This is a genomic window from Alloacidobacterium sp., assembly GCF_035631355.1.
Taxonomy (GTDB): domain Bacteria; phylum Acidobacteriota; class Terriglobia; order Terriglobales; family Acidobacteriaceae; genus Alloacidobacterium.
In genome coordinates, this window is the sequence record NZ_DASQIX010000097.1 from 1 (window position 1) to 25,506 (window position 25,506).

At 57.2% G+C, this 25,506-nt stretch carries 21 protein-coding genes; 12 read left to right on the forward strand and 9 right to left on the reverse strand.

Translation table 11 applies throughout. From position 1 onward, the window contains the following. A partial coding sequence (locus tag VEV40_RS16920; RefSeq protein WP_324834020.1) for a gluconate 2-dehydrogenase subunit 3 family protein occupies nucleotides 1–519 on the forward strand: 519 nt, incomplete at its 5' end. A 69-nt stretch (nucleotides 520–588) separates the two neighbouring features. Continuing rightward, nucleotides 589–933: a cytochrome c gene (locus VEV40_RS16925; protein WP_324834022.1), complete on the forward strand. Its 345-nt coding sequence runs from the start codon at nucleotides 589–591 to the stop codon at nucleotides 931–933. 33 nt (nucleotides 934–966) lie between these two features. On the opposite strand, the gene VEV40_RS16930 is transcribed toward VEV40_RS16925, so the two are convergent. Further along, nucleotides 967–2,121, reverse strand: coding sequence for a Gfo/Idh/MocA family oxidoreductase (locus tag VEV40_RS16930; RefSeq protein ID WP_324834024.1), 1,155 nt, complete (start codon nucleotides 2,119–2,121; stop codon nucleotides 967–969). A gap of 98 nt (nucleotides 2,122–2,219) precedes the next feature. Further along, nucleotides 2,220–3,866, reverse strand: coding sequence for a uroporphyrinogen-III synthase (locus VEV40_RS16935; RefSeq protein WP_324834026.1), 1,647 nt, complete (start codon nucleotides 3,864–3,866; stop codon nucleotides 2,220–2,222). Nucleotides 3,867–4,312: 446 nt separating this feature from the next. Here VEV40_RS16935 and VEV40_RS16940 point away from each other — a divergent pair, with 446 nt between their 5' ends. The 9 genes from VEV40_RS16940 to VEV40_RS16980 all read left to right on the forward strand — a co-directional run bounded on the left by VEV40_RS16940 (nucleotide 4,313) and on the right by VEV40_RS16980 (nucleotide 18,101). Continuing rightward, complete coding sequence (locus VEV40_RS16940; RefSeq protein WP_324834027.1) at nucleotides 4,313–6,091, forward strand: NirA family protein; 1,779 nt, start codon at nucleotides 4,313–4,315, stop codon at nucleotides 6,089–6,091. Between the two features lie 5 nt (nucleotides 6,092–6,096). After that, a complete protein-coding gene (locus VEV40_RS16945) occupies nucleotides 6,097–7,911 on the forward strand; it encodes a sulfite reductase flavoprotein subunit alpha (RefSeq protein WP_324834029.1) in 1,815 nt (604 codons plus the stop codon). Nucleotides 7,912–7,959: 48 nt separating this feature from the next. Further along, the gene (locus VEV40_RS16950) at nucleotides 7,960–9,531 is read left to right on the forward strand and encodes a DmsC/YnfH family molybdoenzyme membrane anchor subunit (protein WP_324834031.1); all 1,572 of its coding nucleotides are present in this window, start codon (nucleotides 7,960–7,962) and stop codon (nucleotides 9,529–9,531) included. Next, entirely contained in the window at nucleotides 9,528–11,693 is a 2,166-nt protein-coding gene (locus VEV40_RS16955; RefSeq protein ID WP_324834033.1) for a nitrate reductase, read from the forward strand. Before VEV40_RS16950 ends, VEV40_RS16955 begins: the two co-directional genes overlap by 4 nt. A gap of 102 nt (nucleotides 11,694–11,795) precedes the next feature. After that, entirely contained in the window at nucleotides 11,796–13,034 is a 1,239-nt protein-coding gene (locus tag VEV40_RS16960; RefSeq protein WP_324834034.1) for an MFS transporter, read from the forward strand. A 61-nt stretch (nucleotides 13,035–13,095) separates the two neighbouring features. Further along, nucleotides 13,096–14,499 (forward strand): formimidoylglutamate deiminase, encoded by a 1,404-nt coding sequence (locus tag VEV40_RS16965; RefSeq protein WP_324834035.1) that lies wholly within the window; start codon nucleotides 13,096–13,098, stop codon nucleotides 14,497–14,499. Then, nucleotides 14,496–15,620, forward strand: a complete 1,125-nt coding sequence (gene argE / locus VEV40_RS16970; protein WP_324834036.1) for an acetylornithine deacetylase — start codon at nucleotides 14,496–14,498, stop codon at nucleotides 15,618–15,620. Before VEV40_RS16965 ends, argE begins: the two co-directional genes overlap by 4 nt. 52 nt (nucleotides 15,621–15,672) lie before the next feature. After that, entirely contained in the window at nucleotides 15,673–16,920 is a 1,248-nt protein-coding gene (locus VEV40_RS16975) for a nucleoside permease (protein WP_324834037.1), read from the forward strand. Between the two features lie 554 nt (nucleotides 16,921–17,474). Beyond that, a complete protein-coding gene (locus VEV40_RS16980; protein WP_324834039.1) occupies nucleotides 17,475–18,101 on the forward strand; it encodes a TMEM175 family protein in 627 nt (208 codons plus the stop codon). Between the two features lie 98 nt (nucleotides 18,102–18,199). On the opposite strand, the gene VEV40_RS16985 is transcribed toward VEV40_RS16980, so the two are convergent. The 3 genes from VEV40_RS16985 to VEV40_RS16995 all read right to left on the reverse strand — a co-directional run bounded on the left by VEV40_RS16985 (nucleotide 18,200) and on the right by VEV40_RS16995 (nucleotide 20,341). Then, nucleotides 18,200–18,916 carry a lipid-binding SYLF domain-containing protein gene (locus VEV40_RS16985; RefSeq protein ID WP_324834041.1) on the reverse strand — a complete coding sequence of 239 codons (717 nt, stop codon included), beginning with the start codon at nucleotides 18,914–18,916 and terminating at the stop codon, nucleotides 18,200–18,202. 224 nt (nucleotides 18,917–19,140) lie between these two features. Continuing rightward, nucleotides 19,141–19,587, reverse strand: coding sequence for a thioredoxin (trxA, locus tag VEV40_RS16990; RefSeq protein ID WP_324834043.1), 447 nt, complete (start codon nucleotides 19,585–19,587; stop codon nucleotides 19,141–19,143). A 178-nt stretch (nucleotides 19,588–19,765) separates the two neighbouring features. Further along, nucleotides 19,766–20,341: a class IV adenylate cyclase gene (locus tag VEV40_RS16995; protein ID WP_324834045.1), complete on the reverse strand. Its 576-nt coding sequence runs from the start codon at nucleotides 20,339–20,341 to the stop codon at nucleotides 19,766–19,768. 95 nt (nucleotides 20,342–20,436) lie between these two features. Between VEV40_RS16995 and VEV40_RS17000 the strand changes: the two genes are divergently transcribed. Beyond that, nucleotides 20,437–21,498 carry an L-threonylcarbamoyladenylate synthase gene (locus tag VEV40_RS17000; protein WP_324834047.1) on the forward strand — a complete coding sequence of 354 codons (1,062 nt, stop codon included), beginning with the start codon at nucleotides 20,437–20,439 and terminating at the stop codon, nucleotides 21,496–21,498. A gap of 8 nt (nucleotides 21,499–21,506) precedes the next feature. On the opposite strand, the gene VEV40_RS17005 is transcribed toward VEV40_RS17000, so the two are convergent. The 4 genes from VEV40_RS17005 to tmk form a co-directional block, all read right to left on the reverse strand. Continuing rightward, on the reverse strand, nucleotides 21,507–21,770 hold the full coding sequence (locus VEV40_RS17005) for an RNA chaperone Hfq (protein WP_324834049.1): 264 nt from the start codon (nucleotides 21,768–21,770) through the stop codon (nucleotides 21,507–21,509). A gap of 496 nt (nucleotides 21,771–22,266) precedes the next feature. After that, nucleotides 22,267–23,364, reverse strand: a complete 1,098-nt coding sequence (locus VEV40_RS17010) for a DNA polymerase III subunit delta' (protein WP_324834050.1) — start codon at nucleotides 23,362–23,364, stop codon at nucleotides 22,267–22,269. A 67-nt stretch (nucleotides 23,365–23,431) separates the two neighbouring features. After that, nucleotides 23,432–24,826: a cytochrome P450 gene (locus tag VEV40_RS17015; RefSeq protein WP_324834051.1), complete on the reverse strand. Its 1,395-nt coding sequence runs from the start codon at nucleotides 24,824–24,826 to the stop codon at nucleotides 23,432–23,434. A gap of 6 nt (nucleotides 24,827–24,832) precedes the next feature. Beyond that, nucleotides 24,833–25,483, reverse strand: a complete 651-nt coding sequence (gene tmk, locus VEV40_RS17020) for a dTMP kinase (RefSeq protein ID WP_324834052.1) — start codon at nucleotides 25,481–25,483, stop codon at nucleotides 24,833–24,835. Between the last annotated feature and the right edge of the window lie 23 nt (nucleotides 25,484–25,506).

Consider the following 25,506-nt stretch of genomic DNA (forward strand, 5'->3'; position numbering starts at 1 on the left):
ATCCCGCTCGAAGCCGCAGAATACGCTCACGGCGTCATTGCAGATGAAAAAGCCGCTGCCTCAACCGGGGCATACACGCCAAAATACTTTGTGCCGGAGCAGTACAAGACACTGCAATCTCTGTGTGAAACAATTTTTCCCGCGGACGCGGATTCCAAAGGAGCTGTAGAAGCAGGGGCTCCGGAATTTATCGACCTGCTCACCAGCGAGAACCCTGAATACCAGGTGAAGCTGGGCGGCGGCATCATGTGGCTTGATGCAACCTGCCAGGATCGCTATGGCAAGAGCTATCTCGATAGCAATGCGCAGCAGCAGAAGGAAATTCTTGATCTGATTGCCTACCGCAAAAATGCCGTGAAAGACCCGAGCATCAGCCAGGGAGTGGAATTCTTCGCATTTCTGCGCGACATGTCCGCCGATGGATTTTTCACCAGCAAGATTGGCATTGAGTACCTCGGCTATATCGGCAACACTTATTTAACGGATTTTCCCGGATGTCCGCCTGTTCCCGGCGTCTAACCAGTTTCCTGCATCAAAGAGACCAACAGGAGTCATTGAGGAATGATCAATTATTCGCGGATATTTGCAATGCCTCGCAGCCTGTCCCTGGCAGCGCTCGCGGCCTGCGTGTTTTTAACAGCCGGATCAATCGCTTATTCGCAAACCCCAGCCGCTACTGATGCCGCAGGCACGTTTAAATCCAAGTGCGCTGCCTGCCATGGCGAGGACGGGGCCGGTAGCACGCTCGGGAAGCGCCTTCATGCTCCCGACCTGCGTAGCAAAGAAGTCCAGGGCCAAAGCACAGACGCGTTAGTGCAGATCGTTACCAAGGGCAAAAACAATATGCCCGCTTTTGGAAACCGGCTGGACAATGACCAGATTCAAAAGCTCGTCGCCTACATCCGCACCTTCCACGCGGACGCCTCAAAATAAATCGAGGGCCTGTTTCAGGCCCTCGGCCATTCTTCACTGCACCTTGGTCCAGATACCGCCCGCCGCGTTGCTTTCGAGCATCGCGGCAACCAGCCGCGTCGAGCGATAGCCGTCAGCGAACGTAGGCAAAAGCGCTGGTTTGGCTTCCGGCTTCGCGCCATCGCGTATCCACGTATAAGCATCGCGAATCAGGTTGAAGAACGCGTCAGCCCATGCCTCCTGGTGCCCGCCGGGCAGATGCACATAAGGCCGCACTTCTGGCGCAACAAGCGACGGATCTTTTGCCATGATGCAATTCGGCTTGTTGTGGTGGCCAATCCATAATTCGTTCTGTTCCTCACCCCGCCACTTCAGCGAAAGCTTTCTCCCGTTAATCTCAAGCTCCAGATCGTTTTTATGGCCGGGCAACACCTGTCCGACTGAGAAACTGCCTCGCGTGCCATTCTCGAATCGCAGAAGCACGCTGGCCAGGTCTTCCGAGCTGACTTTTACAGGCGTACGCTCCCCCGTGCTCTGCGCCGCAAACGCCTCCGTCGAAGATCCCGAAGAGTAGCGCACTGGAATGACGGTCGTGAGATCCGCAAGAACGGAATCAATCTTCAGCCCGGAAACATGTTCCGCCACGTCGCACCAGTGTGATCCAATGTCGCCCAGCGCCGAGCTCACGCCGCCCTTCGCCGGATCGGACCGCCAGGAGTAAACATTCGGGTCCGTCATCCAGTCCTGCAGGTAAGAGCCATGAACAAAGCTCACATCTCCCAGCTCGCCCTTTGCGATCATCTGCCGCGCCTGCTGTACCAGCGAATTCCCGCGATAGTTGAATGTCACAACATGCCCGACCTTCGCCGCCAGTGCCGCCTCATACATCTGCCGTGCTTCGTCCGCGCTGGGCGCAAGCGGCTTGTCGGAGATCACATGCTTGCCCGCCGCCAGTGCCGCCATGACGACAGGGAAGTGCAAATTGTTCGGCGTCGTATTGTGGATCACCTGTATGTCAGGGTCAGCAATCAGCGCGTGAAAATCGCCATAAGCGCGGTCCACCTTGTATTCGCGCGCCTTTTGGTCCGCAGACTTCTGCGATGAACCCGCAATGGCCACCACATCCACGTCGCCCAATCGCCTGACCGCATCAACATGGTGCGCGCCCACAAACCCCGGCCCAACCAGCCCCATTCCAATCTTCTTCATTGAGTCATTTCTCCTCAAACACCATGACCAATATATCTTGCGAGGCGATTAGCAAGTACAGGCGGCTCAAAAAACGAAAGGAGAAACTGCAGGATGGATTAGTTTTTTTGCAGCCTTTCAGGAGCAATCGAACGCATTGTCTTCAGCTCGTCGCTGAGCAGAATGGCTTCGGCGATCTCGCGCATCGATTTGCGTCTCTGGCGGCTTTCGCGTTGCATCATCCGGTAAGCTTCGGCCTCGTTGGTGCCAAGATCGCGTTGCAGGATTCCCTTCGCCCGGTCAACGCTGATGCGCGTTTCCAAGCGGTCGGAAAGCTCAACATTTTCGTCTTCTAGCCGGGCGCGCTCGATCTCCGCGCCAACCAGGTAGCCGATCATAGAGAGCAACCGCACCTCCTGCTGCGAGTGCTGGTAAGCATCGCGGTGCTGCAGCGTGAAAACGCCCACTACTTTGCTCGCGCAGAGAATGGGCACACACAGGATCGCCTCGAAGTGGTCTTCGGGCAGGTTGCGGAAAACCTGAAAACGCGGATCATTTGCGGCGTTGGAGGCAATGGCAACCGGCTCGCGATGCTTCGCCACCCATCCGGTAATGCCCTGCCCGAGCTTCACACCCAGATGGTCAACCACATCGGCGTGTGGATTCTTCGATGCGCGCATCACGAGCTTGTCCTGTTCCAGTACATAGACGAAACACGAATCGCAAGGAATGACGGTCGAGACAAACTCGACGATACGGTCGAGCACTGCGTGAAAAGCATCCGCCGCCGCAATTCGGCTGCTGATTTCATGCAGAAAATCGAAGGCGGCCAGACCGCTGCGGAATCCAGCCATCGCCGGCGTAGACGGTGCGGCCCGCATGACCGATGTCTTCTCTATGGCAACGGGACCCGGCGTTTTCCTGCCGCGCTTTGCCTCAAGCAGGCTGCCCGCGTACTGTGCCGCTTCGTTGACCAGAAAGCCCATCTTCGGGTGCGACGGCTCAAAGTCCGGCGTAATGCCGTAATGACGCAGTTCTTCCGTGGTGGTGGGGCCAATGGAGAGCACGGCCACAGACTCAAGTCCACGGCGCAATTCCTCAACCTGGCCCATCTGTTCCGCTACCAGAAACAAATGGATTACCTGCACAGCGGTAAGAAAGAGCGCAACATCGATGCTGCCATTTGCAATTCCCAGAACGCATTCGCGCAATGGCTGCAGATCATCCGGCAGCGCCCATTGATAGACCGGTACCTTTGTGACCTGCCTGCTTTTTTCAGTGAGGGCCGAGAGCAGCTCCGGGTTGGAAGCACCATATTCCTGCACGGCCACGCGCAGTTGCTTCAGGGATTTCCCAAACTCAGAGTCAAGACACGAGAGCATCTCGCGCCAGGTGCAAGGCTCAGGCGCCGAGACCGTAATCGGAACCTTCAACTCTTTTAGAACGCTCGACGGCTTGGGTCCGCGACAAGCCACCTTCACCGAGCGCAATGCGGCGAGAAACGCTTCGCGATCATATTTTGTTTCAACGATGTTCAGCAGTGCTCGCACGCCTACGCCGGTAAGAAAGACAACCAGGTCGAAATCCGAGCGCATCAGGCACTCTGCAAATTCAAAGACCTGCCTGTTCGATGAGGCCGGCACTTCGCGCATCGCGGGCACAACCAGCGGCTCGCCGTCGTAGGTGCGAATCAGCTTGGCCACTTCCATCGCGCGGCGAGACTCAAGCGACAGGACCCGCAACCCGTTGAAGCTAGCGTGCGCCACCGTTGTCCTCCAAGGTTGATCTTGCGTTACAAAGAAGGTAGTTCGCCTACGCAAGATAAATGCGCCGGAACCACGATTTACCGCCTGGCTGTTCGGGGATGTCTCTGCTTCTATCTTGGCATGAATCAACCTGTCTGACTGTCACAATTGATTTTGTTTATGCGCGCTATAAATCATGTGCGTATTCGGGCCTCCGCGTGCATTTACGTCTTGCGGGTGCGGCGGATCAGCATTATGATCACTTCAACCGGTAGTGCATCTGCAGCCGGCCATCATGACACCACGCCGTGTCATGGCAGAAAACTCCTTAACATCCGTCACGCTCCGCGAAGAGCTTGAAATCAGCCGCAGCTTGCGGCGTTTGATTCAGCACTCACGCATTCGTGCGCGCTAACAAAGACGCGCGACGTGCTCGCTTTCGTAGCGGCATAAAAGGACCCACTGTCATGGCAACCGAGGTGTTTACTAACACGGTCGACTTCAGCGAAGAGCAGAAGCACTATCTTCAGGGCTTCTTCTCAGGCGTGGCACAGCGCGGAACATTTCCCTATGTGGGACACACCACCTCCGGGCTGATTACGTCTGATCCGGCAGCCGGTGTATCTAACCAGGCCGCAGAAACGCCGGAGGAAATCGTCTTCGGAACGCCCGTCTCTGACCTGTGCAAGGAAGAGCGCTGGAAACACGAAGAGAACCCGCTGGACATCTGGGACAAACTGCTGGCTCATGCGAATGAAAATCGCGCGCCAGCTGCCGAAGACATCTTCCGCTTCAAGTTCCACGGACTCTTCTATGTCGCGCCTGCGCAGGACTCCTTCATGCTGCGCCTGCGCGTGCCAGGCTGCATCCTCACTTCGCAGCAGATGCGCGGCCTGGCGCAGATAGCGTCTGACTGGGGTTCCGGACGCGCCGACATCACCACCCGCGGCAACTTGCAAATTCGCGAGTTCCAGCCGAAGGACATCGTTCGCGTACTGACGAAGCTGCAAAAAATTGGCATGACCTCCCGCGGTTCAGGTGCGGACAACATCCGCAACGTCACCGCATCGCCGCTTTCGGGAATCGATCCTGACGAGCTTTGCGACGTATCTCCGCTCGCCGAGGCGATGCACAACTATATCCTCAATTCGCGCGATCTCTACGGCCTGCCGCGCAAATTCAACATCGCGTTCGACAACGGTGGCTCAATCAGCGCGCTTATCGACACGAACGACATCGGCTTCATCGCCGTTCGGGTCGGCGAGGGACACGACATCCCCGCTGGCGTGTATTTCCGCGTGCTGCTCTGCGGCATCACCGGGCATAAGCAATTCGCAACGGACTGCGGACTGCTGCTCAATCCCAGCCAGACAGTTGCTGTAGCTGCCGCAATGATGCGCGTCTACGTTGAAAACGGTGATCGCACTGATCGCAAAAAGGCCCGGCTGAAGTATCTGGTTGATCGCTGGGGCGTCGCGAAGTTCGTCGAAGAAACAGAGAAACGACTGGCGTTTCCCCTCCTCCGCTTTCCTGAAGCGAAATGCGAGCCGCGCAAATCTATTGACCGCGCCGGGCATATCGGCGTTCATCTGCAGAAACAGCAGGACCTCCACTACATCGGCGTCGCCGTGCCCGTTGGCCGCCTGCCGGTGAGCCAGATGATCGCGCTTGCCGACATAGCCGACCGCTTCGGCACAAGCGAGTTGCGCCTCACCGTATGGCAGAACCTCATCATTCCCAATGTCGCCTCGGAAAACATCGAAGCGGTCACAGAGTCTCTGTTGGCCGTTGGCTTGAAAACCACCGCCGGCACAGTCATGTCCAGTACTGTGGCTTGTACCGGCAGTAAAGGTTGCCGTTATGCTTCAACTGACACCAAAAAACACGCTGTCGAGCTGGCCACGATGCTGGATGAGCGCTTCGCCATCATGCAGCCGATCAATCTGCACGTTACTGGATGTCCGCATTCCTGTGCGCAGCACTACATCGGAGACATCGGCCTGCTCGGCACGAAAGTTGAAGGCGAGGAAGGCTATCAGGTTGTTATCGGTGGCGGATCAGATAAAGACCAAGGTCTGGCGCGAGAGCTGATTTCCTCCATCAAGTTCGCCGACCTGCCCCCAGTCATGGAGCGGCTCTTCTCCGCGTATATAAAATTCCGCGCACCCGCGGAGTCATTCCTCTCATTCAGCCGTAGGCATGACATCGCGTCACTCAAATCATTTTGCGCAGAGAAAGTGAGTTAATAGAAATGCCGTCGATGGTCCCATTTGTTCCTAATGATGCGCCGTTCTCAAAAGAACAACGCGCATGGCTGAACGGCTTTCTCGCCGGAGTTTTTTCGAGCGCGCCGGCTCCTGCTGTTGTCGCAAAAACTGAGCCGCTGAAGATTGCCGTCTTTTACGCCTCGCAGACCGGAACTGCCGAAGGACTCGCGCGCAAGCTGACAAAAGAGCTTAAAACTAAGGGTTATAGCGCGTCCTCTATCTCGCTCGAGGCTTATACCTCCGCCGCACTCGCCGATGAGCGCTACGCCATCTTCATCGCAAGCACTTATGGTCAGGGAGATGCGCCCGACGCCGTGCAGCCCTTCTACGAGCAGGTCTGCGTCGAACATTTTCCGCGTTACGAAAACCTTCAGTACGCGGTCTTCGCCCTCGGTGACCGCCATTACGAAACCTTCTGCAAGTTCGGCATCGATCTCGACAACAAGCTCATCTCACTGGGAGGCAGTCGCATCTGCGAGCGAATGGAATGTGATGTAGACGTCGATGCCCCGTTTGCACATTGGAAAGAAGGGCTGTTCAAGCGCCTGGAAGCCATCGCGTCCGAGAGCAATACGCCTCGAACCGAAAAACCGGAACCGGCTGCTTCAGTCTCTGCGACGGTTGTCGTCGAGAACATCACTTCGTCTCCGAACGCCGCAACAACTCCATCTGCAACACCATCGCGCGACAACCCATTCTTCGCGCCCCTGATCGAGAAGCGCTCTCTGACCGGGAGCGCATCAACCAAGGTGACGCTTCATCTCACCTGGTCCATTGCCGACTCCGGAATCAGATACGAAGCTGGAGACGCCTGCGGCATCGTTCCACACAATGATCCCGTGTTGGTGGAAGACATTCTGCGCGCGCTCAAGTTCAGCGGCCAGGAACAGGTTGAGATTCCGAAGACAGGCAAGCTGTTCATCGAGGACGCCCTCCGTCATCACCTCGTCATCACAAAGCTGAGCCGGAAGATGATCGAGCGTTACGCCACAGCCGGCAAGTGCAAAACGCTCCTCGGTCTGCTTGCTCCAGAGCAGCACGCGCATCTTGAGAAATATGTGTATGAGCGCGGCCTCATCGATCTACTCGAAGAGTGCCCCGGCGTCATCCACACTGCCACCGATCTTGCTGCCATGCTGCCGAAGCTGGCGCCGCGGCTCTACTCCATCTCTTCCAGTCCATCGACGCACATGGGCGAAGTCCACACAACCATAGCCATCGTGCGTTACCGCTCGCTCAACCGCGAACGCGGCGGCGTATGCTCCACGCTGGTTGCCGACCGCACACCCGTCGGCGAGCGTCTGCCGATCTACATTCAACCGAACAAAAAATTTCGCCTCCCCGTAGACCCGAACGCTCCGGTCATCATGATCGGTCCCGGCACAGGCATTGCTCCCTTCCGCGCTTTCCTGCATGAGCGCCGTGCCACTGGCGCTAAAGGGCGTAACTGGCTTTTTTTCGGCGAGCGCAATTCCGCGAATGATTTTCTGTACCGCGAAGAATTCGAAGGAATGATCGCAGACGGCCATCTTACGCGCCTCGACACCGCTTTCTCCCGCGACCAGGAACACAAAGTCTATGTGCAGGACAGAATGCTCGAACAAGCGCCGCAGTTCTGGTCATGGCTGCGGGACGGCGCAGGCATCTACGTCTGCGGCGACGCATCGCGCATGGCAAAAGATGTCGATACAACTCTGCACGCGATTGTCGAAAAACAAGGCGGCATGAGTCATGATGACGCCAAAGAATACGTCCGCCATCTGAAGGACGAGCACCGTTACCACCGCGACGTTTACTGAGTAAAACCGGGACCGCAGCACAAAAAAACAACAGAGAGGAAGCCTGGAGTGTCTTTACCACTACATGAGCGCATTGGTGTCGGCGACGGGCTCGTGCGTGTCACCGTCGATCCACTCGACGAGATCGAAACCGCGTCTGCGCTGATCCCCGACCGCCCGCTCCGTCGCGGCGAGCAGTACCGCTTCCACTTCGATATGACGAAGTGCATCGGCTGCCGCTCTTGCGAGGTTGCCTGCAATGAGCAGAACGGCAACCCTGCTGACCTTCACTGGCGCCGCATCGGAGAAATCGAAGGCGGCGTTTACCCAGACACGCGCCGCCACTATCTCTCCATGGGCTGCAACCATTGCCTCGATCCCGATTGCCTGCGCGGCTGCCCAGTCAACGCCTACACAAAAGACCCGATCACCGGAATCGTGCTGCATTCTACCGAAGCCTGTATTGGGTGCCAGTATTGCGTCTGGAACTGCCCCTACAGCGTGCCCCAGTTCAATCCCGAACGCGGCATCGTGGGAAAGTGCGACATGTGCCACGGCAGGTTGGGTGACGGTCTTGAACCGGCATGTGTCAATGCCTGTCCCGACGGAGCTATCGCAATCGAGATCGTCAACGTGGATGAGTGGCGTGCCGACTACTCCGCCGCTGAATCGCCGGGCATGCCCGCTGCCGGTCAGACTATCTCCACCACGCGCATCACGCTGCCCGAGAACTCAGTCTCCGCGCTCGAACGCGTCGACATGGACCGCATCCGCCCCGAGCACGCACATCTCTCGCTTGTTCTGATGACAGCATTCATTCAGGCCGCCGCCGGATCGCTCGCAGCCTCGCTCGCCAATCGCGCAGCCAATGCTCTCGTGCTTACGTTGTTGTTGATCGCCACCGGTTTGACCCTCAACATCTCCGTCTTCCATTTAGGCCGACCCGCTTACGCATGGCGCGCCCTCAAAATGTGGCGTCGTTCATGGCTCAGCCGCGAAGTGCTTTCCTTTGGACTCTTCCTTGTAGCGCTCGCGCTGGCCACTGCTGCGTCCTGGCTGCGCGCGCTCAAGCTTGTTTCCCTGCCGATACCCTTACTCGATGCTGCCGGGTGGCTTGCCGCCGTACTTGGCGTCACAGGCGTTCTCGCCAGCGCCATGATCTACCTGGTCCGCGCTCGCCCCGCCTGGAATATGTCGCATACGCCGCTCGACTTTCTGTTGAGCGCAGCTGTCGTTGGCTTCACCTGCGCGCCTCTCCTGAGCAAAGCTGCTTCCTCAATGAATGCGCTTCCTCATCTGCGACATCTATCTCTCCCGACCGCAAGTTTTCCAGCGTGGCCGGTCGTATGCGCCGATCTTCTCTGGTTCGCAAATCAGGTATTGCGCCTGCTGCGCCTAAAGCAATCCGAGCTGTTTGAGAAACGCGCGACGGCCTCACTGCTTGGTACACCCAGACTGCAGGTCCTGTTCATCGCGTCCTTGGCTCTGGTCGCGGCATCGGCCGTATTTGCCCTTAACGGACAATTTGCCGTGGCCTTTATCGCGGCTTTCGCAGGAGTTCTGCTGGCGCGCTATCTCTTCTTTGTCTCTGTCGTTCCCCTAAATATGGCGTTGACGTTTGTGCAGGGAGGCGAGCGATGAAAATCGCAAGCCGCATTCGCCGCGCTCTCGGCATCGATACGCAGCGCGGAAAATACTCCTATGGATATGATGCGGAGGTCGGTCTGATCTCCTCCTCACGAATCGCCGACTCCTGGGTCAAGACCACCTGTGGTTACTGCTCTGTCGGCTGCGGCATGTTGGTCGGCGTCAGAAAAGGTAAAGCCGTCACCGTGCGCGGCAATCCGCATCATCCTGTGAATCGCGGCAAACTGTGCCCCAAGGGGCTGAGCGAGCACCACATCCTCACTGCGCCGGGACGGGCCAAAACGCCGCTGCTGCGAAAGAACAGCGTGCTCACGCCTGTCTCTTGGGACGAAGCCTTGAACGCCATGATCGCCAGAATCGGTGCGATCCAGCGAAAGCATGGAAACGACGCGCTCGGCGTTATCAGCACCGGACAGCTTGTCACCGAAGAGTTCTACACGCTGGGCAAGCTGGTGCAGCTTGGCTTCCGCACGCGCAACTACGACGGCAACACCACGCTCTGCATGGCCAGCGCAGTCAGTGGCTACAAGTTGTCGTTCGGCAGTGACGGACCTCCCGGCGCTTACGCCGACCTCGAACACGCCGACGTCATCCTGCTCATCGGCGCGAACATCGCCGACAATCACCCTATCCTGTGCCAGCGTCTCGAACGCAACACAAACCGCACGCTCATTGTCGTAGATCCACGCGTAACCAAGACCGCTATGATGGCCGACCTGCATCTGCCTATCAAGCCGCGCAGCGACATCACGCTGCTCAACGGCATCGCGCACATCCTCATCCGCGAAGGACTGATCGACAGCACTTACATAGCGCAGCACGCAACCGGATACGACGAGTTCGCCGCCTTCGTCTCTGAATACACGCCAGATCGAGTGGCCACGATCACCGGGCTAAGCGTTGAAACCCTCACCCGCGTAGCGCTGCTTTATGGGCGCGCGAAAGCCGCCTTCATCGGCTGGACGATGGGCGTGAATCACTCAACGCAGGGCGCAGTTACCGTCGCTGCCATTAACAATCTAGCGATCATTACCGGAAACATTGGCCGCATTGGCGCTTCCCCTTTCTCGATCACAGGCCAGTGCAACGCCATGGGCACACGGGAGAGCGGTTTTACTTCCAGCCTTCCGGGTTATCGCAAGTTTGAAAGAACCGAAGACCGCGACGAACTCGCGCAGCTTTGGGGCATTGATGTTGACCGCATTCCCACTGCGCGCGGCCTCGCTTACCCTGACATCATCGAAGCCGCTGTCACCGGCAAAATCAAAGCGCTCTGGGTTATCGCCACTAATCCAGTCGTATCGTTCCCCAATTATTCCTTACTCGAACAGGCCCTGCGCAGCCTCGATTTTCTTGTCGTGCAGGACGGCTTCCACCCTACGCCCACCACCGAATTCGCTGATCTCGTACTTCCCGCAGCCATCTGGGGAGAAAAAGAGGGCACCTTCACCAACTCGGAGCGCCGCGTCAGCAAAGTCAACCGCGTCGTCGCGCCTCCGGGAGAAGCGCGCCCAGATTTCGATATCTTCCTTGATATCGCCGACCGCCTCGGCGTGCGCGAAGAACTTTACCCCGGCTGGTTAACACCCGAAGACGCATTCAAGGAATGGCAGCTTGTCTCTCGCGGTCGTCTTTGCGACTACAGCAATTTCACATGGCCGGAGCTTGAAGAATGTGGCGGCATGCAATGGGGCGGCCTGCGCCTCTACCAGGACGGAGTTTTCGAGCATCCGGACGGAAAGGCACGTCTTTATGCCGTTCCTTGCGAACCAATCATCGAGCAGCCCAATGACGAATATCCCTTCATACTAAACACAGGCCGCACCGTAGAGCACTGGCACACGCGCACCAAAACTGCGCAGGTCGCATTGCTCGACAATATGGTTCCGAATGCGTGGCTGGAGATGAATCCCGCCGACGCGGCGCTGCTTCGGTTGAAGCCGCATGATCGCGTCACCATCTTTTCGCGCCGCAGCAGCGTGAAAAATGTCGAGTTGCGCATCACCGGCATTGTTGCGCCGGGTCAGGTGTTCATGCCGTTTCACTTTGCCGAATCAAATTCAAATCTGGTCACACTCGGGGCATACGACCCCATCTCGCGTGAGCCAAATTTCAAGCAATGCGCCGTGCGCGTGGAGCGTTCGCTGCTGAATTAAGAAGTCAGAAGTCGTAATCCCGGCCACGCCGCCGGAAAACAGAGAACCCCGATGTTCCTGCCTTTGCATCCTGAATCACAACACAAATTCTGGAGACGAAAGATGGCAAGTTACAAGGCATTTCGACAGTCGGGGCATATGCCAACTCTCTTCGCGGCATTTTTGTACTTCGATTTCAGTTTCGCTGTCTGGGTTCTGAACGGCGCAATGGGGCCGTTCATCTCAGAGCAATTTCATCTCACGCAAGGCCAGATCGGCCTCATGGTCTCGATCCCCACGCTCGCCGGAGCTTTCATGCGCTTCCCGCTCGGCGTGCTCGCGCAATACATTGGCAGAAAAAAAGCCGCCATCGTCGAGCTGTCGGCCATCGTGCTCGCGCTGCTCTATGGTTTTCTCTTTGTAAAGAATTACCACGATGTGCTCGCCATGGGCGTGCTGCTTGGCATTGCCGGGGCCAGCTTTGGGGTCGCGCTGTCACTTGGCGCAGGCTGGTTTCCCACGCGATACAAGGGGCTCGCTATGGGCATTGCCGGAGCAGGGAACAGCGGGACCGCTGTCGCCGCGCTCCTTGCTCCTCGGCTCGCACAGCATTTCGGATGGCAGCATGTCTACGGATTCGCGGCTCTCTTCATGCTTCTGCCGCTGTGCGTAATGATATTCCTCGCGCAGGAACCGCCCGATATGGAGCACCAAAGTCTTGCTGAGCATTTGAGCTGTCTTTGGCAAAAAGACGGTTGGGCCTTCAATTTCATCTACATCATCACCTTCGGCGGATTCCTTGGTCTTGCTACCTTCCTGCCGTCGTTCTACTTCAAACAGTTTCATGTCTCAAAGATTGAGGCCGGAAGTCTGACCGTTCTCGCGACCCTTACCGGCAGCGCCACGCGCGTACTCGGCGGATGGCTTGCCGACCGCTTTGGCGGCATCACCACGCTCAGCGTTGTATTTCTCATCGCACTTGCCGGACTGTGCGGCCTCATGACCTCGCCTGCGCTCGCTGCGACTACCCTGCTTTTCATGCTCTGCTTTGCCGCACTCGGCGCAGGCAACGGCGCAACATTCCAGCTTGTGCCGATGCGCTGGCCTGCAACCACCGCCGTAGCGGGCAGTATGGTCGGAGAGATAGGTGCGCTCGGCGGCTCCATCCTTCCCAACCTGCTCGGACAGTCCAAACAGCATTCCGGTTCATATACAACAGGCTTCATCATCTATGCGAGCCTGGCTCTGCTCGTCCTCATCATGCTGCGCATCGTTGCGCGGCAATGGACGCGCACTTGGGTTGGCGCGGGCGGACGCGCGCTGGTTTCAGAGGAGGTGTCAACGGTCCTCACATATCAGTAACGCAGGCAGTCGTCTTCAGCAATTCTGTATTCTGATACAGCATGTCGTTTGAGGAAACAGCGTGAGCACCTTCTACGAGCCTGAGTCTCTTTATCTCAATGGCAGGTTCAACACCAATGCGGGTGTGCTTGCCGATGATTCAGGCCGCATCAGCGCAGTAGCGGAAGCGCAAGCGTCCTCGGCACAAAGCGTGTTTTTCCCTCGACGCGCCTTGCTGCCGGGATTTGTCAATGTGCATTCGCACGCATTCCAGCGCCTCATCCGCGGCAAGTCAGAATCACGCGCGACCAGCGGAAAAGACTTCTGGTCGTGGCGAGGGACCATGTACCACGCCGCCGCCCAACTCACTCCGCAGGATGTCTACGATGTGGCACGCATGGCCTTCCTCGAAATGGCCCATGCCGGAATCACGACCGTAGGCGAGTTCCACTACCTGCATAATGCTCCCGGCGGACAGCCTTACGACGACCCCAATCTGTTAGGCAAGCAGGTCATCGCAGCAGCCCAGTCGGTGGGTATACGAATCGCGCTGCTGCGGTCCGCCTATTTCCGCTCCGGTTATGAAGTCCCTCCAGATCCCGGCCAGATTCGTTTCTTTGAGAACAGGAAGAATTTTCTCGCCAACACCGAAGCGCTCGTCGCTGCTTATCAAGGAGAAGAGAACTACGTTCAGATCGGTGTCGCCCCGCACAGCATTCGCGCAGTTCCGCTCAATGATATGCGGGAAATCTTCGCCAGGGCCAATGCAAAACACCTCCCGGTGCACATGCACATATCCGAGCAGGTCGCGGAGAATAAAGCTTGTCAGGCTGAATATGGCAGCACTCCGATTACACTTCTGGCCAAAGAAAAGCTGCTGACCAGCGCGCTTACCGCCGTGCACGCAACCCACACTACTGATGAAGAAATTCATATGATGGCTGATGCTGGCGCGGTCATCTGCGCCTGCCCAACGACGGAGCGCAATCTCGGAGATGGAATTCTTTCCGCCGACAAGGTGATGCGGGCGGGCGTTCCCATTGCTTTAGGCAGCGACAGCCAGGCGCAGATCGATCCACTCGAAGACGCGCGTCAACTGGACTATCACCTGCGTCTCAGTCATCAGGAGCGCGCCGTGCTCGACCAGATCGACGGTCAGCCGCTCGCGCAGCGTCTTTTCAACTCTGCGACTATAAACGGTGCGCGGTCGCTGGGCGTAACCGCAGGCGAATTAACGAACAACACATACGCCGATTTCTTCACAGTCGACCTCGACCATCCATCAATCGCCGGCAATTCTCCTGAAAATCTTCTCCCGATACTTATCTTCGGGCTTCCGTCATCGGCCATCTGCGACGTTGCCGTAAACGGCAGACTCATCATTCGCGATGGCAGGCACGAACTGGAAGATGAAATCGTAGCGCGTTACAAAGAGGTGTACCGCAAAGTCTGGGGAAGCGCCCCGCGAAGAGGACAGCAACCGTGAAGACAGCCGCAGATCATCTGCTAGAGTTGGTGCGCATCCCATCAGTCTCGTCCCAATCCAATCGAACTGTCATTGAATACGCCGAAAGGTCTCTGCAATCGAAAGGATGGAGCACGAGACGTATCGCATACCACGACCCATCGGCCGAGGAGAAGATCAATCTCATTGCAGCGCCGCCAACTCAGGACTCTGCCGCGCGCGACGTGGATCTCGCGTTCTTCTGTCACACCGATACCGTTCCGTATTCCGCAGAATGGCCCAGGGCGCTCGATCCGTTTATCAAAGATGGAAACCTGCACGGCTGCGGAGCCTGCGATGTCAAAGGCTTCCTTGCTTGCCTGCTCGCGGCCGCTGAACAAATCACGCCTGTGAACATAGCGGATGGCCTGCGAATCGTTCTTACCTCCGACGAAGAAATCGGCTGTATTGGCACCGCTCATCTCTTGGCAGCCCATGCAATCAAGCCCAGACGCGCCGTCATCGGCGAGCCTACTTCTCTCCGCGTTGCCCGCGCAGGCAAAGGCTATTGCCTGGCGAGCATTACCATCCATGGAAAAGAAGCGCACAGCGCGCTCCCCAGCAGTGGAGCCTCAGCAATCTACGCTGCCGCGCGCATGATTTCCGTAATCGAAGAATTCAGCAATGAGTTGTCGCAGGAACAGCACAATTTCTTCGACCCAGCCTTCACCACCATCAACATCGGAACCATTCACGGGGGCACAGCTAAGAACATCATCCCCGGCCAATGCGAGTTCATGGTCGAGTGGCGGCCCATTCCCGGCCAGCCTCCCGACAAGGTTCTCGACCGTCTGCATCGCATCGTCGAACGCATGAAAAACGCTGACCCCAGATTCGATTACCGAATAACTGCCGTCCGCAACCAGCCGGGTTTTGAAACGCTGGAAGACTCGCAACTCGTTTCCACAATCAAAGACATCACCGGCCTGCTCTCCACGTCGATACCGTTCGCCTCGGAAGCAAGCCTGCTTTCCGCAATCGCAAACGAAGTCGTCGTCATAGGACCCGGCGACATGCGCTCCGCCCACAGCAACCGCGAATTCGTGCCACTTGCCGAGCTAGATTCCGCTACCCGGTTGGCGGCGACACTGATGAGGCGATAATTCGCCGACATTCTGGCCTGGTATTGCCTGCATAAGGTAGGCTGATTTCTAAATGAAAAAACTGATGAAGGCGCGGCTCGCGTCGATGATGTTTCTGGAGTACTTCATCTGGAGCGCATGGTATGTGACCCTGGGAACCTGGCTGGGTGAGTCCTTGCGCTTTTCCGGCGCTCAGATTGGACTTGTCGCCGGCACTACCGCCGTCGGCGCCATCGTCTCGCCATTTCTCGTCGGCATCATCGCCGATCGCCTTTTCGCCACGCAGGAAGTGCTTGCCGGCGTCCACTTGCTCGGCGGAGCGCTCCTGCTTGCGGCTTCGCTGCGCATATCGTTCGGCCCCGTCTACATTCTGGTTTTGCTCTACGCGCTTTGCTACATGCCGACTCTCGCGCTGACCAACTCGCTGGCCTTTCGCCAGATGAAGGACCCCAAAATCGAGTTCGGCCCAATCCGCGTTCTCGGCACTGGCGGCTGGATCGTCGCCGGCCTGCTGATCGGCACATTGCGGCTTGAGCCCACCGCCATCCCCATGCGCATCGCGGCAGCCGCGTCGTTTCTCATGGCGCTGTACTGCCTCACGCTCCCGCACACGCCGCCGCTGATGAAGTCCGTCCGCTTCCGCGTCCAGGACCTCTTCCCGGTTGAAGTGCGGAGGCTTTTCCTTGAGCCCAGCTTCACCATCTTCGCGTTTGCATCGTTCCTGATTTGCATCCCCCTGCAGTTTTATTACGCCTTCACGAACCTCTATCTCAATGAAGCCGGCGTAAGAAACGCTGCGGGAAAAATGACCGGCGGCCAGATGTCTGAGTTGATCTGTATGCTGCTCATCCCCTGGTTTTTCCGGCGGCTCGGCGTGAAATACATGCTCATCGCCGGCATGTCCGCCTGGGCCTTGCGCTATGTGCTGTTTGCCTATGGCAACAGTGGCAGCGCCATGTGGATGCTCTGGCTCGGTATCCTCCTGCACGGCATCTGCTATGACTTCTTCTTTGTCACCGGACAGATCTATGTTGACCGCAAGTCCCCCATCGCGCTGCGCGCCGCCGCGCAGGGCATGATCACGCTCATCACCTACGGAGCGGGAATGCTGGTTGGCTCATGGCTCTCAGGCTACGTCGTCGACTTGTACACGCATGCTGCGGCAAACGGTGCAATCACCCACGCCTGGCGCTCCATCTGGCTTGTGTCCGCGGCATGTTCCGCTGTAGTGCTGGTGCTGTTCTTCTTTACCTTCAAAGAAAAAGACCGCATGACCGACACAGCGCAGGAGGCGGAAGCCGAACCTGTTGGCGTCGTCTAGCCAACGGCGATCGAAAAAGCTGGAGAGAAGGCTTCAAAGATTCATGACGGCGTCAAGTGCGCTGATACCATGACTTTTGCCTACACTTAGGACGGCGTTTCGTTGGCTGTGAAGCGCTCGAAAAAGTGCGTCCATTTGGGAAAAGAACTCAGCAGCTTGCTCCTTTTGGCCTGAAGATTGTCAGCGGAGATCGTTAATGTTAAGGGAAAAGGGCTGATCTGGCGTACCAGGCAACGCCGCCTGCGGAACCTGACTGCCGCTTCGCTCCATGCGCTTTCAAAGGAATCGTAAAGGCCGGCTAGTTCGCCCTTGTGCACGAGCGCCCATTCGCTCACATGAGAATTATTCCGATTGATACAGCATGTCGCGGCTTGGGAATTCAGTTCGAGCATGAGGATTCTCCATTTTCTATGTTTTTAGGAAATGTGCTGTGCAAATCTACATATCGGCGGAAAGGGGACGGAACATTAGCCGCCCATCCTGGAAGGTCCTCCCGCGCGATACTAAAAGGGTCCGGCTGGATCAAAAACAGTTAGTCGTGAGGCAGCAGCACTGTGGCTGACACAAACGCACAAATGAGCACGGCGCGGCTGGAAGCCTTTTCCGATGGCGTGATTGCCGTAATTATCACGATCATGGTGTTGGAACTGCATGTTCCACATGAGAACGGATGGGCAGGGCTGTGGTCAGTGGTCCCGAGGTTGAGCGTCTATGCGCTCAGTTTCTTAATGGTGGGTATTTACTGGATCAACCATCATGAGCTTGTCCGGCGCACAGAATTTGTGGATTACCGCGTGCTATGGGCAAATTTGATTTTCCTGTTTGTGCTTTCGCTCGTGCCGTTCGTCGTCGACTATCTCGATGAGAAGAATTTCGATACGTTCTCGACGCTGCTTTACGATGCGACTATGGTGGCGGCTGGCATGGCATTCTTGCTGTTGCGCTGGTCAGTAATGCGCCGGCAGTGGTATGCCGGATCGCTCCAGCGCAGAGATATGTTGGAGCTGTGGAAGCACGGTATCTGTCTCGCGATTTATGTGCTGGCGATTGCCATGGCGTTTTACCGCACTTGGCTTTCGCTGGTGATTACCGGGTTGGTGACACTGGTCTGGGTTGTTCCGGAGGCTGGGATGAAGGAGCATTCGAAAGCTGCTCGTGCAGAGAATACTCCGATTGAGTAACCCTGAATTGCCACATTGTGCTGCAAACAAAAGAAAAAGCCACCTTCTTTGCCGACAGGTGGCCTTGAGGTCGTGCCAACAATTGTTGAATCAGGGTTTTACTTTGCTACCTTCGTTGGAGAAGCCCGGTGCAATTCTGAGAGCAGTGCCTCAGCGGAGGCAGGCGCCTTTACACCTTCCGAAAAGATTTCCTGCCCTGACATTTTCTTTCCATAGAGCTTTTCGTTATCGCCCGTATCCGGCCCCAATGAGGTTCCAGCGAGGGAAACACCGCCGAATACGCCCTTCGAGCGGGAGTAGGAAAGCATCTCGGCGCTCAGGACTTCACTGGTTGATGCTTCTGCATCGCGCCCCACAGGACCAGCCGCGATGCTGGTATCTGCGCCCAGCTTGGCTTCCCCTTTGAGCACTGTGCGCGCGCCGTCGCCATTCATGACCAGAATGACAAAGTCCGTTGCTTCTCCGCCTGCCTGGAGTCCGAAACTGCCGCCGCTGGACTGCATCATGACGGGCGCACTCCACTTGCCATTGAATGTCGCACCGCTCCGGCAGCTCATAACACCTTTCCCATATTGGCCGCCAACAATGAATCCGGCCTTCTTCACCGCGGGCAACACGACAACGCAGTCGGCCTTATTCAGCAGCTTTCTGGGGATGCCGTTGGAGGCGTTCACAAGTTCCTGGAATGCCTGACCGGCTTTGGTCAATCGTTCTTGTGGAGTATCAGCTCGCGCGAGCAACGTGACGAAGCACAACGGGACGACAAGACCGAACAGAATTTTCGTGAGTCGATAGTGAATCTCTTGCTGGATCATGGCACAACCCCTTTCAATCCTTGGATGGTTACAGGAGTTATTCGCGATGTATTGGTTTTCGCGAATAAATATCGGCGAACTGTTGGAAGATGGCCCGGCAGCTATCTTATGCAGAATTGCTCTTCATTGCGAACACTGCGGAGCCAAATCAGGCGACGAATCATGCTATGAGGATTGCCAGTAGAAACAGACCGTGCTGCCAAAACCAGCCGATTTAATTTCAATCAGGCGATTGTCGCCGAAGCGGCGGACCGTAACCACGCCTCCATCTGGTCGTGACCGACAAGACCTGCCTGCTGGTGAACGAGCTTTCCATTCTTAAGCACAATAAAGTTGGGGATGCCTCGCACGTTGTAGCGGGCAGCCAGTTGCGGGTACTTGTCCGAGTCAACCTTGAGAACGATGGCTTGTCCGGAGAGATCGGCGGCTGTGCGGGCAACCTCGGGCGCGGCCATGCGGCACGGCCCGCACCAGTCCGCCCAGAAATCGACAAGTACGGGGACACGGGCGTTTTGGAGAACATCTTCAAAGAGCGCGGCATCGGCCGCAAGAGGCTCGCCGATTGGCGGCAACTCGATCTTGCAGGCGCCGCAGCGGCCGCTGTCGGCTAAATGGGACGCGGGGATCCGGTTTTTTTGTCCGCAATGCAGGCAGGAGCGGATGACAGGCATGACTTCTTCTTTCTAGCTGCGTATTGGATGTTGCAATGAAACGCGGGGATTCTTGAGCAGGTCGCGCATGATGAGAGAGGTCTTTCGAGCCGGAAATCGACAATGGAAATGCATATTATCGCACCGTGACCCGGACCGAGAGGCTGATAGGGCCGGTGGACCGGCCGGAGCTGGTGCCTCAGCGTTGTGGAATGGCTGCGAATGTCAGATCGGTGACTGCGCTGCCAGTCGCGGCGCGCCACTCTTCAAAAAGACGCCCATAGCTGAGTGTGATCAACTCGCTGGGATCAAGCCCGAGGCAGCGGCTGGTTGCATCAATCCAGTCCGCCGGGCCTTCAAGTTCAGCGAACAGGCCGATCGGTGTCTCGTCGATTACGCAGTGACCATCGTCGTCGGCGTATTCTGTGCGCCACTTCTCGTAGGTGAACGCCGGAGTATAGCCGAGTTGACTGAAGATGACCGACATCGCCTCGCCATCCGCGATCTCGGTTTCCGTTTCGATGCGGTGCTTGTGCCGCGATGCCGGATCGTTGTCGCGCGGCAGGCATTTGTGCGTGACCACCCAGCGCTCTCCATACTGGCGGATCCGAAGAATAGACTGCTGCGCGCGCAACCGCCGGTCCTGCGTGTCGAAGAGAACATTCTTCTCAAAAGTGCGCGGCGTAATCTGGCGAAAGCCGGCCACACCGAGCTTCCGCTCCAACGCAGGGCCGTTTATAACGCGGAATTTCACTTCGATTTCAACGGCACTCATGAACTCAGTATAGGGCACAGAAGTTACACATTTAGTCTGTGTAGCATTCGAACGGCCGCGGAGCGAACACTAACCCCGTGCCCTAGAATGAACCCATGCAGACTCTGCGACTCACAGTCGATCCGCATGATCTCGCTTCTGAGGCCTCGCGCTCCTCGCTCAGTCGCGCGGCAGAGATTTTGCGCAGCGGCGGCGCCGTCGCTCTGCCGACTGAAACGGTTTATGGCTTGGGAGCCGACGCGCTCAATGCTGCGGCGATTGCAAAAATCTTTGCCGCGAAGGAGAGGCCGTCGTGGGACCCGTTGATCGTCCATATTTCAGACACGCGTATGCTGCAGCAGGTCGTGTCGAGCATTCCGGAAAGTGCCCAAAAACTGATCGACGCCTTCTGGCCGGGGCCGCTGACATTGCTGCTGCCGAAAGGTAGTGCCATCCCTGATGCTATTACAGCGGGCCGGCCGCGCGTGGGCGTGCGCATGCCGCAACATCCCGTTGCACGCGCGCTGATTCGTGAAGCAGGTGTGCCTATCGCCGCGCCCAGCGCCAACCGCTTTGGCCGCACCAGCCCCACCACTGCCGAGCATGTGGCTGAAGATCTGGAAGGGCGCATTGACGCGATTCTCGACTCTGGCGAAACAACGCATGGTTTGGAATCAACTGTCATCGATGCCTGCGAAGAACCGTGTGTCATCTACCGGCCCGGCGTTATCTCCATCGAGCAAATTCATGCAGCCGGCGTGGATGCGTGCATCTTCCGCGAGGCGCCGGAAAAGCATGCAGCCGAACCCGCGTCACTTCCGTCGCCGGGAGTTGGATTGCGGCACTATGCTCCACGCGCAAAACTTATTCTGATTGACGGCAGTGGAGAAGCGCAGGTCGCCGCCTTGAGGGAAGCGCTGCAACGGGCATTGCAAAAAGGAGTCAGGCCAGGTGTGATGTTACCGGACACATTCGAGACCACGGCCAATGAAAGCGGCGCGATCATCTACCATTGGGGCAAATGGAGCGATGCGGAGGAGCTTGCGCAGCGCCTCTTCGCGGGACTCCGCTCTCTCGACAAGGCTGGAGCCACAGTTATAGTGTGCCCGCTTCCCGTGTCTGCGGGAATCGGCGTGGCGATGCGTGACCGCCTGATGAAGGCCGCGCGTAAGGGATAGTGCGGGGCCTAAAGACCCGTTCTGTGTTCTGTGCCCTGTGCGCTGTGCCCTGTTTCGTTCGCTTTGAAAAGATATTTGATGCTGGATTTATAGATCAACGTACGGCTGTGATTCCTGACCTTAATCACATTGCGGTCATACCACTCAATGTATCCTTCGATGCGCTCGCCATCTTCTAGAATGAAAACCATCGGTGTCTGCGTCTGCGCCTGTTTCTGAAAGTAGAAAGCCTCTGCATGCGAGCTTTCGCGCCCATTATGTGTGCCAGTCATCGCTTCATGGTGCGCGAGAGTAGGTGAATCGTTTCGCCGGGGGAAATTCTTGTTTTCTAAGGCGCGTGCAGGCAGAGTCGGACGAATTAATTTACGCGGACCGGCGACAGGAACGCAGGATGGCTCGATCGAGGGTGGATCCTCGGAAGCCGGTTTCGTGGAGTCCCTGGCAGAATCGTCGGTACCTGTAGTAGGACCAAGGTCCGGCGTGGAAATTGGAAACGGGTTTGCCATATTGTTTTCAAAGTTGTGCTGATAAGATGGATGCTCTTCGGTGCTCGTGAGATGACTCAGCCTGAGAGCACACTTGAAGCGGCTCGCCTTTCTCGATCGCCACCCAGTTTTTGATGAGGTTCCTATATCCTAGCCCAAAAGTGGCAATTAAGAAATAATTTTTGCGCGATGTTACCGCCTTTTCATCGTAAGTGACCGCAGATCTGCTGAGGAAACCGTTTACTTGGTTCAGTGCTGAATGTTAGGGGAAGTTAGCATGATCTTAGCGAGCAGCAATCCCGGCCGCAAAGGCATCTAAGGCCAGGGAGCGAATAAGATTTCGCCGCATGCTGGACTGCACTTCCTGGATACCGCGAGCCACGCGTTCGATCCAGTCAAAGGAAATAGAAGTCGCAATCGAAGTGAGTTCTGCTTGCAGGTCGATGTTCCGCATAAGCACAGTCTGACCGCTCTGGATGAGAAGTAAATCCTCCAAAAGACTGGTCATCGCACGCAACATTCCTTGGGTCTTCTCCTGGCCTTCCGCGCCTGCGCGATAGGTTTCGGTCATGCGAAAAAGCGCTGAGTGATCGGTCTCGTGCGTTGCATGATGCAGAATCACGAGGGCATCCCGCCGGTAGGCAAGATACTGTTCGAGATCGAAGCCGAGCGCCGCGCCCACCGCACCCTGGGCCAGTCTTGCAACCAGCGAGCGCTGTGCCGGACGAAGGTCCGTGCGCCGTTTTGCAATCAGTTGCTCCAGTGTGTCGAGCGGCAGAGCACCCAGTCGCGCGATACCGGCGCGGGAGCGGATTGTTGGAAGCAACTCGCCGGTATTTTCCGCAAGAAGAATAATGCTCGCATGAGCCGGTGGCTCCTCCAGCACTTTCAGCAGCGAGTTTGCCGCTTCCTTCATAAAGGCAGTGCTGGTGAAGATGTAAATGGCGCGTTTTGCCTCCGCAGGAACGCGATAAATCTCGCGGATAACAGTCCGCACCTGTCCGAGCTTGATGAGCAGTTGCGGCGGATCGGGTGGAATGACCAACACATCGGGATGCGTCTGGATGAGGATGCGCGTGTCCTTCTTGTCCACCTCGCGCAGTTCTTCGCGTGCGGCAATCGCTTCATCCACGCGGGTTTCGAGTGGCATGGCCTCAGCAATGCGGGCGCAGCTCCGGCAGACCCCGCAGAAATCCGGCAATCCGTCAGATTCTGTTGGGTTGAGGCAATTCACTGCCTGCGCCAGCATCAGTGCCAGCGCGTATTTGCCTGAGCCGCGCGGTCCGGCAAGGATAAGCGCATGCGGCAACCTCCCCTGCGCGATACTCTCGCGCAAGTGGCGCACCGTTGTTTCGTTGCCAAGAAAATCCTGAAAACCCACGATTTGAGGTTAGCAGACAGATGCCGGCTTACCGCAAGAACGATCAGGCGCCCCCAATGTTTGATGATTAGCGCAGCTCAGGCATCATGCGAATCGGATATTTCGGCCGCAGCGTGATCTTCGGCTGCACATCAATTTTCTGTCCGGGAATAAGCCGCAATCGCCAGCGCTGCGCCATCGTCACCAGGCTCAGAATCGCTTCCATCCACGCAAACGATTCGCCGATGCACTGGCGGCTGCCTCCACCAAATGGGAAATAGGTGAATCGCGGGCGTTCTGCTTTGCGCTCTGGGGTAAAGCGTTCGGGATCGAAGCGCAAGGGATCGGGGAAGAAGTCCGGATTGCGTTGAATGATGTACTGGCTGAAAAAGATGTATGTGCCCGCGGGCAGCTTGTACGGGCCGATCTCTACATCGCATGTCGCCTGCCGGCCCATCGCCCACGCCGGAGGATAAAGGCGCATGGATTCAGAGAGCACCATCTCGGCAAAGCGCAGATGTGGCAAATCTTCGAGCGTCGGCAGCCGCCTTCCAAGCACCGCATCAATCTCAGCATGGAGCTTCACTTCCGCATCTGGATCCTGCCCGAGCAACAGCCATGTCCAGGCAAGCGCATTGGCGACAGTTTCGTATCCGGCAAGGAAGATCGTCAGCACTTCGTCACGCAGTTGCTCGTCCGTCATGCCCGAATGGTCGGCCTCGTCATCACGGGAAGCAAGCAGCATCGACAGCAGATCACCACCGTCGATACCCGACCTGCGCCTGTCGTCGATCATGCGGTAGACGACTTTGTCGAGGCGTTTACGAGCGCGCTTGAAGCGCATCAGCCCGGGAATCGGCAAATGCAGCAGCGCCTCCGCTCGCGGCAGTGCGACCAGGAAGTTATACAGCCGCATGATGGCGTTCACTTCGTCGTTAATGCGCTGCACGTCTTTGGTTACATCGGAATTGAATAGGGTACGCGCGACGATCTGCAGTGCGAGACGCATCATCTCCGCAGAAGCGTCAAGTTCGACGCCCCCTTGCCACGAATCGCGCATCGCTGCCGAGCGCTCGACCATGAGCGAGGCATAGTTCTGGATGCGTTGGCGATGAAAAGCCGGTGCAACAATGCGCCGCTGCCGTTTGTGGACCTCTCCATCGCTGGTAATCAGCCCTTCACCCAGCAGAATCTTCATGCGCCGCTGCGTGCGTTCCTTGATGAAGTTCTGCGGCTGTGCGATGAGCACTTCGCGAACAAGATCGGGATCATTCATCACGACGATCTGACTCGGCCCGATGCGATAGTACGAGACACGTCCGAATGTGGCCTGAAGGTGTTCAAAGAGCCGGATGGGATTGCCTGGCCGGAAGAATCGGCTGAAGAGATAAAACGGCAGATTGCGCCTTAGCCCGGGAGGGAAGCGGTAGCCGTCGCGTTCCTCAACGATATAGTTATTTTCGATTTGGGAGACAGTTGCCACAGGCAATTAGCGCCCAAGGCGCTCTTCCACCACTTTTACGATGAGTTGATGGATTTCCGCGATGCGCGCATCACCCTCCATTATGACCACGCGCGTAGGTTCACGCGCGGCAATCTCGCGGTACTTGTTATATACGCGACGATAGAACGCCTCGTTTTCACGCTCAAAGCGGTTTTCGTCTGCGCCGTTCTTCTTCATCCGATCGTTGCGGCTGCGGGCGCGCATGAGCGAAGCGTCAAAATCGGGTAACAGCAGAATGGTCAGATCAGGTTGCAATCCGCCGCACATGACTTCATGCATCCTCAACACCACTTCGCTGCCAAGCTGCCGTCCTCCGCCCTGGTATGCCTCTGTCGAATCCGTATAACGGTCGCACAAAACCACGCGGCCCGCTTGCAGAGACGGGGAGATGACTTCGGCAATCGCCTGGGCTCGGTCGGAAAACATCAAGCCAAGCTCCGTTCGAGCGGCCAGATTGTCCGTGCGCGAATCGAGCAGCAGCTGACGGATTCGGTCGCCGATAGCCGTACCACCTGGTTGCCGCGTGACGGTGATGGCGTGGCCGCCCGCTTCAAGCCATGCAGCCAGCTTCTTCATCTGCGTAGTCTTGCCAGCCCCATCCAGCCCTTCAAAGGTGAGAAAAAAACCTCGGCCCATGGCGCGAGTGTAGCAGAGCTTTG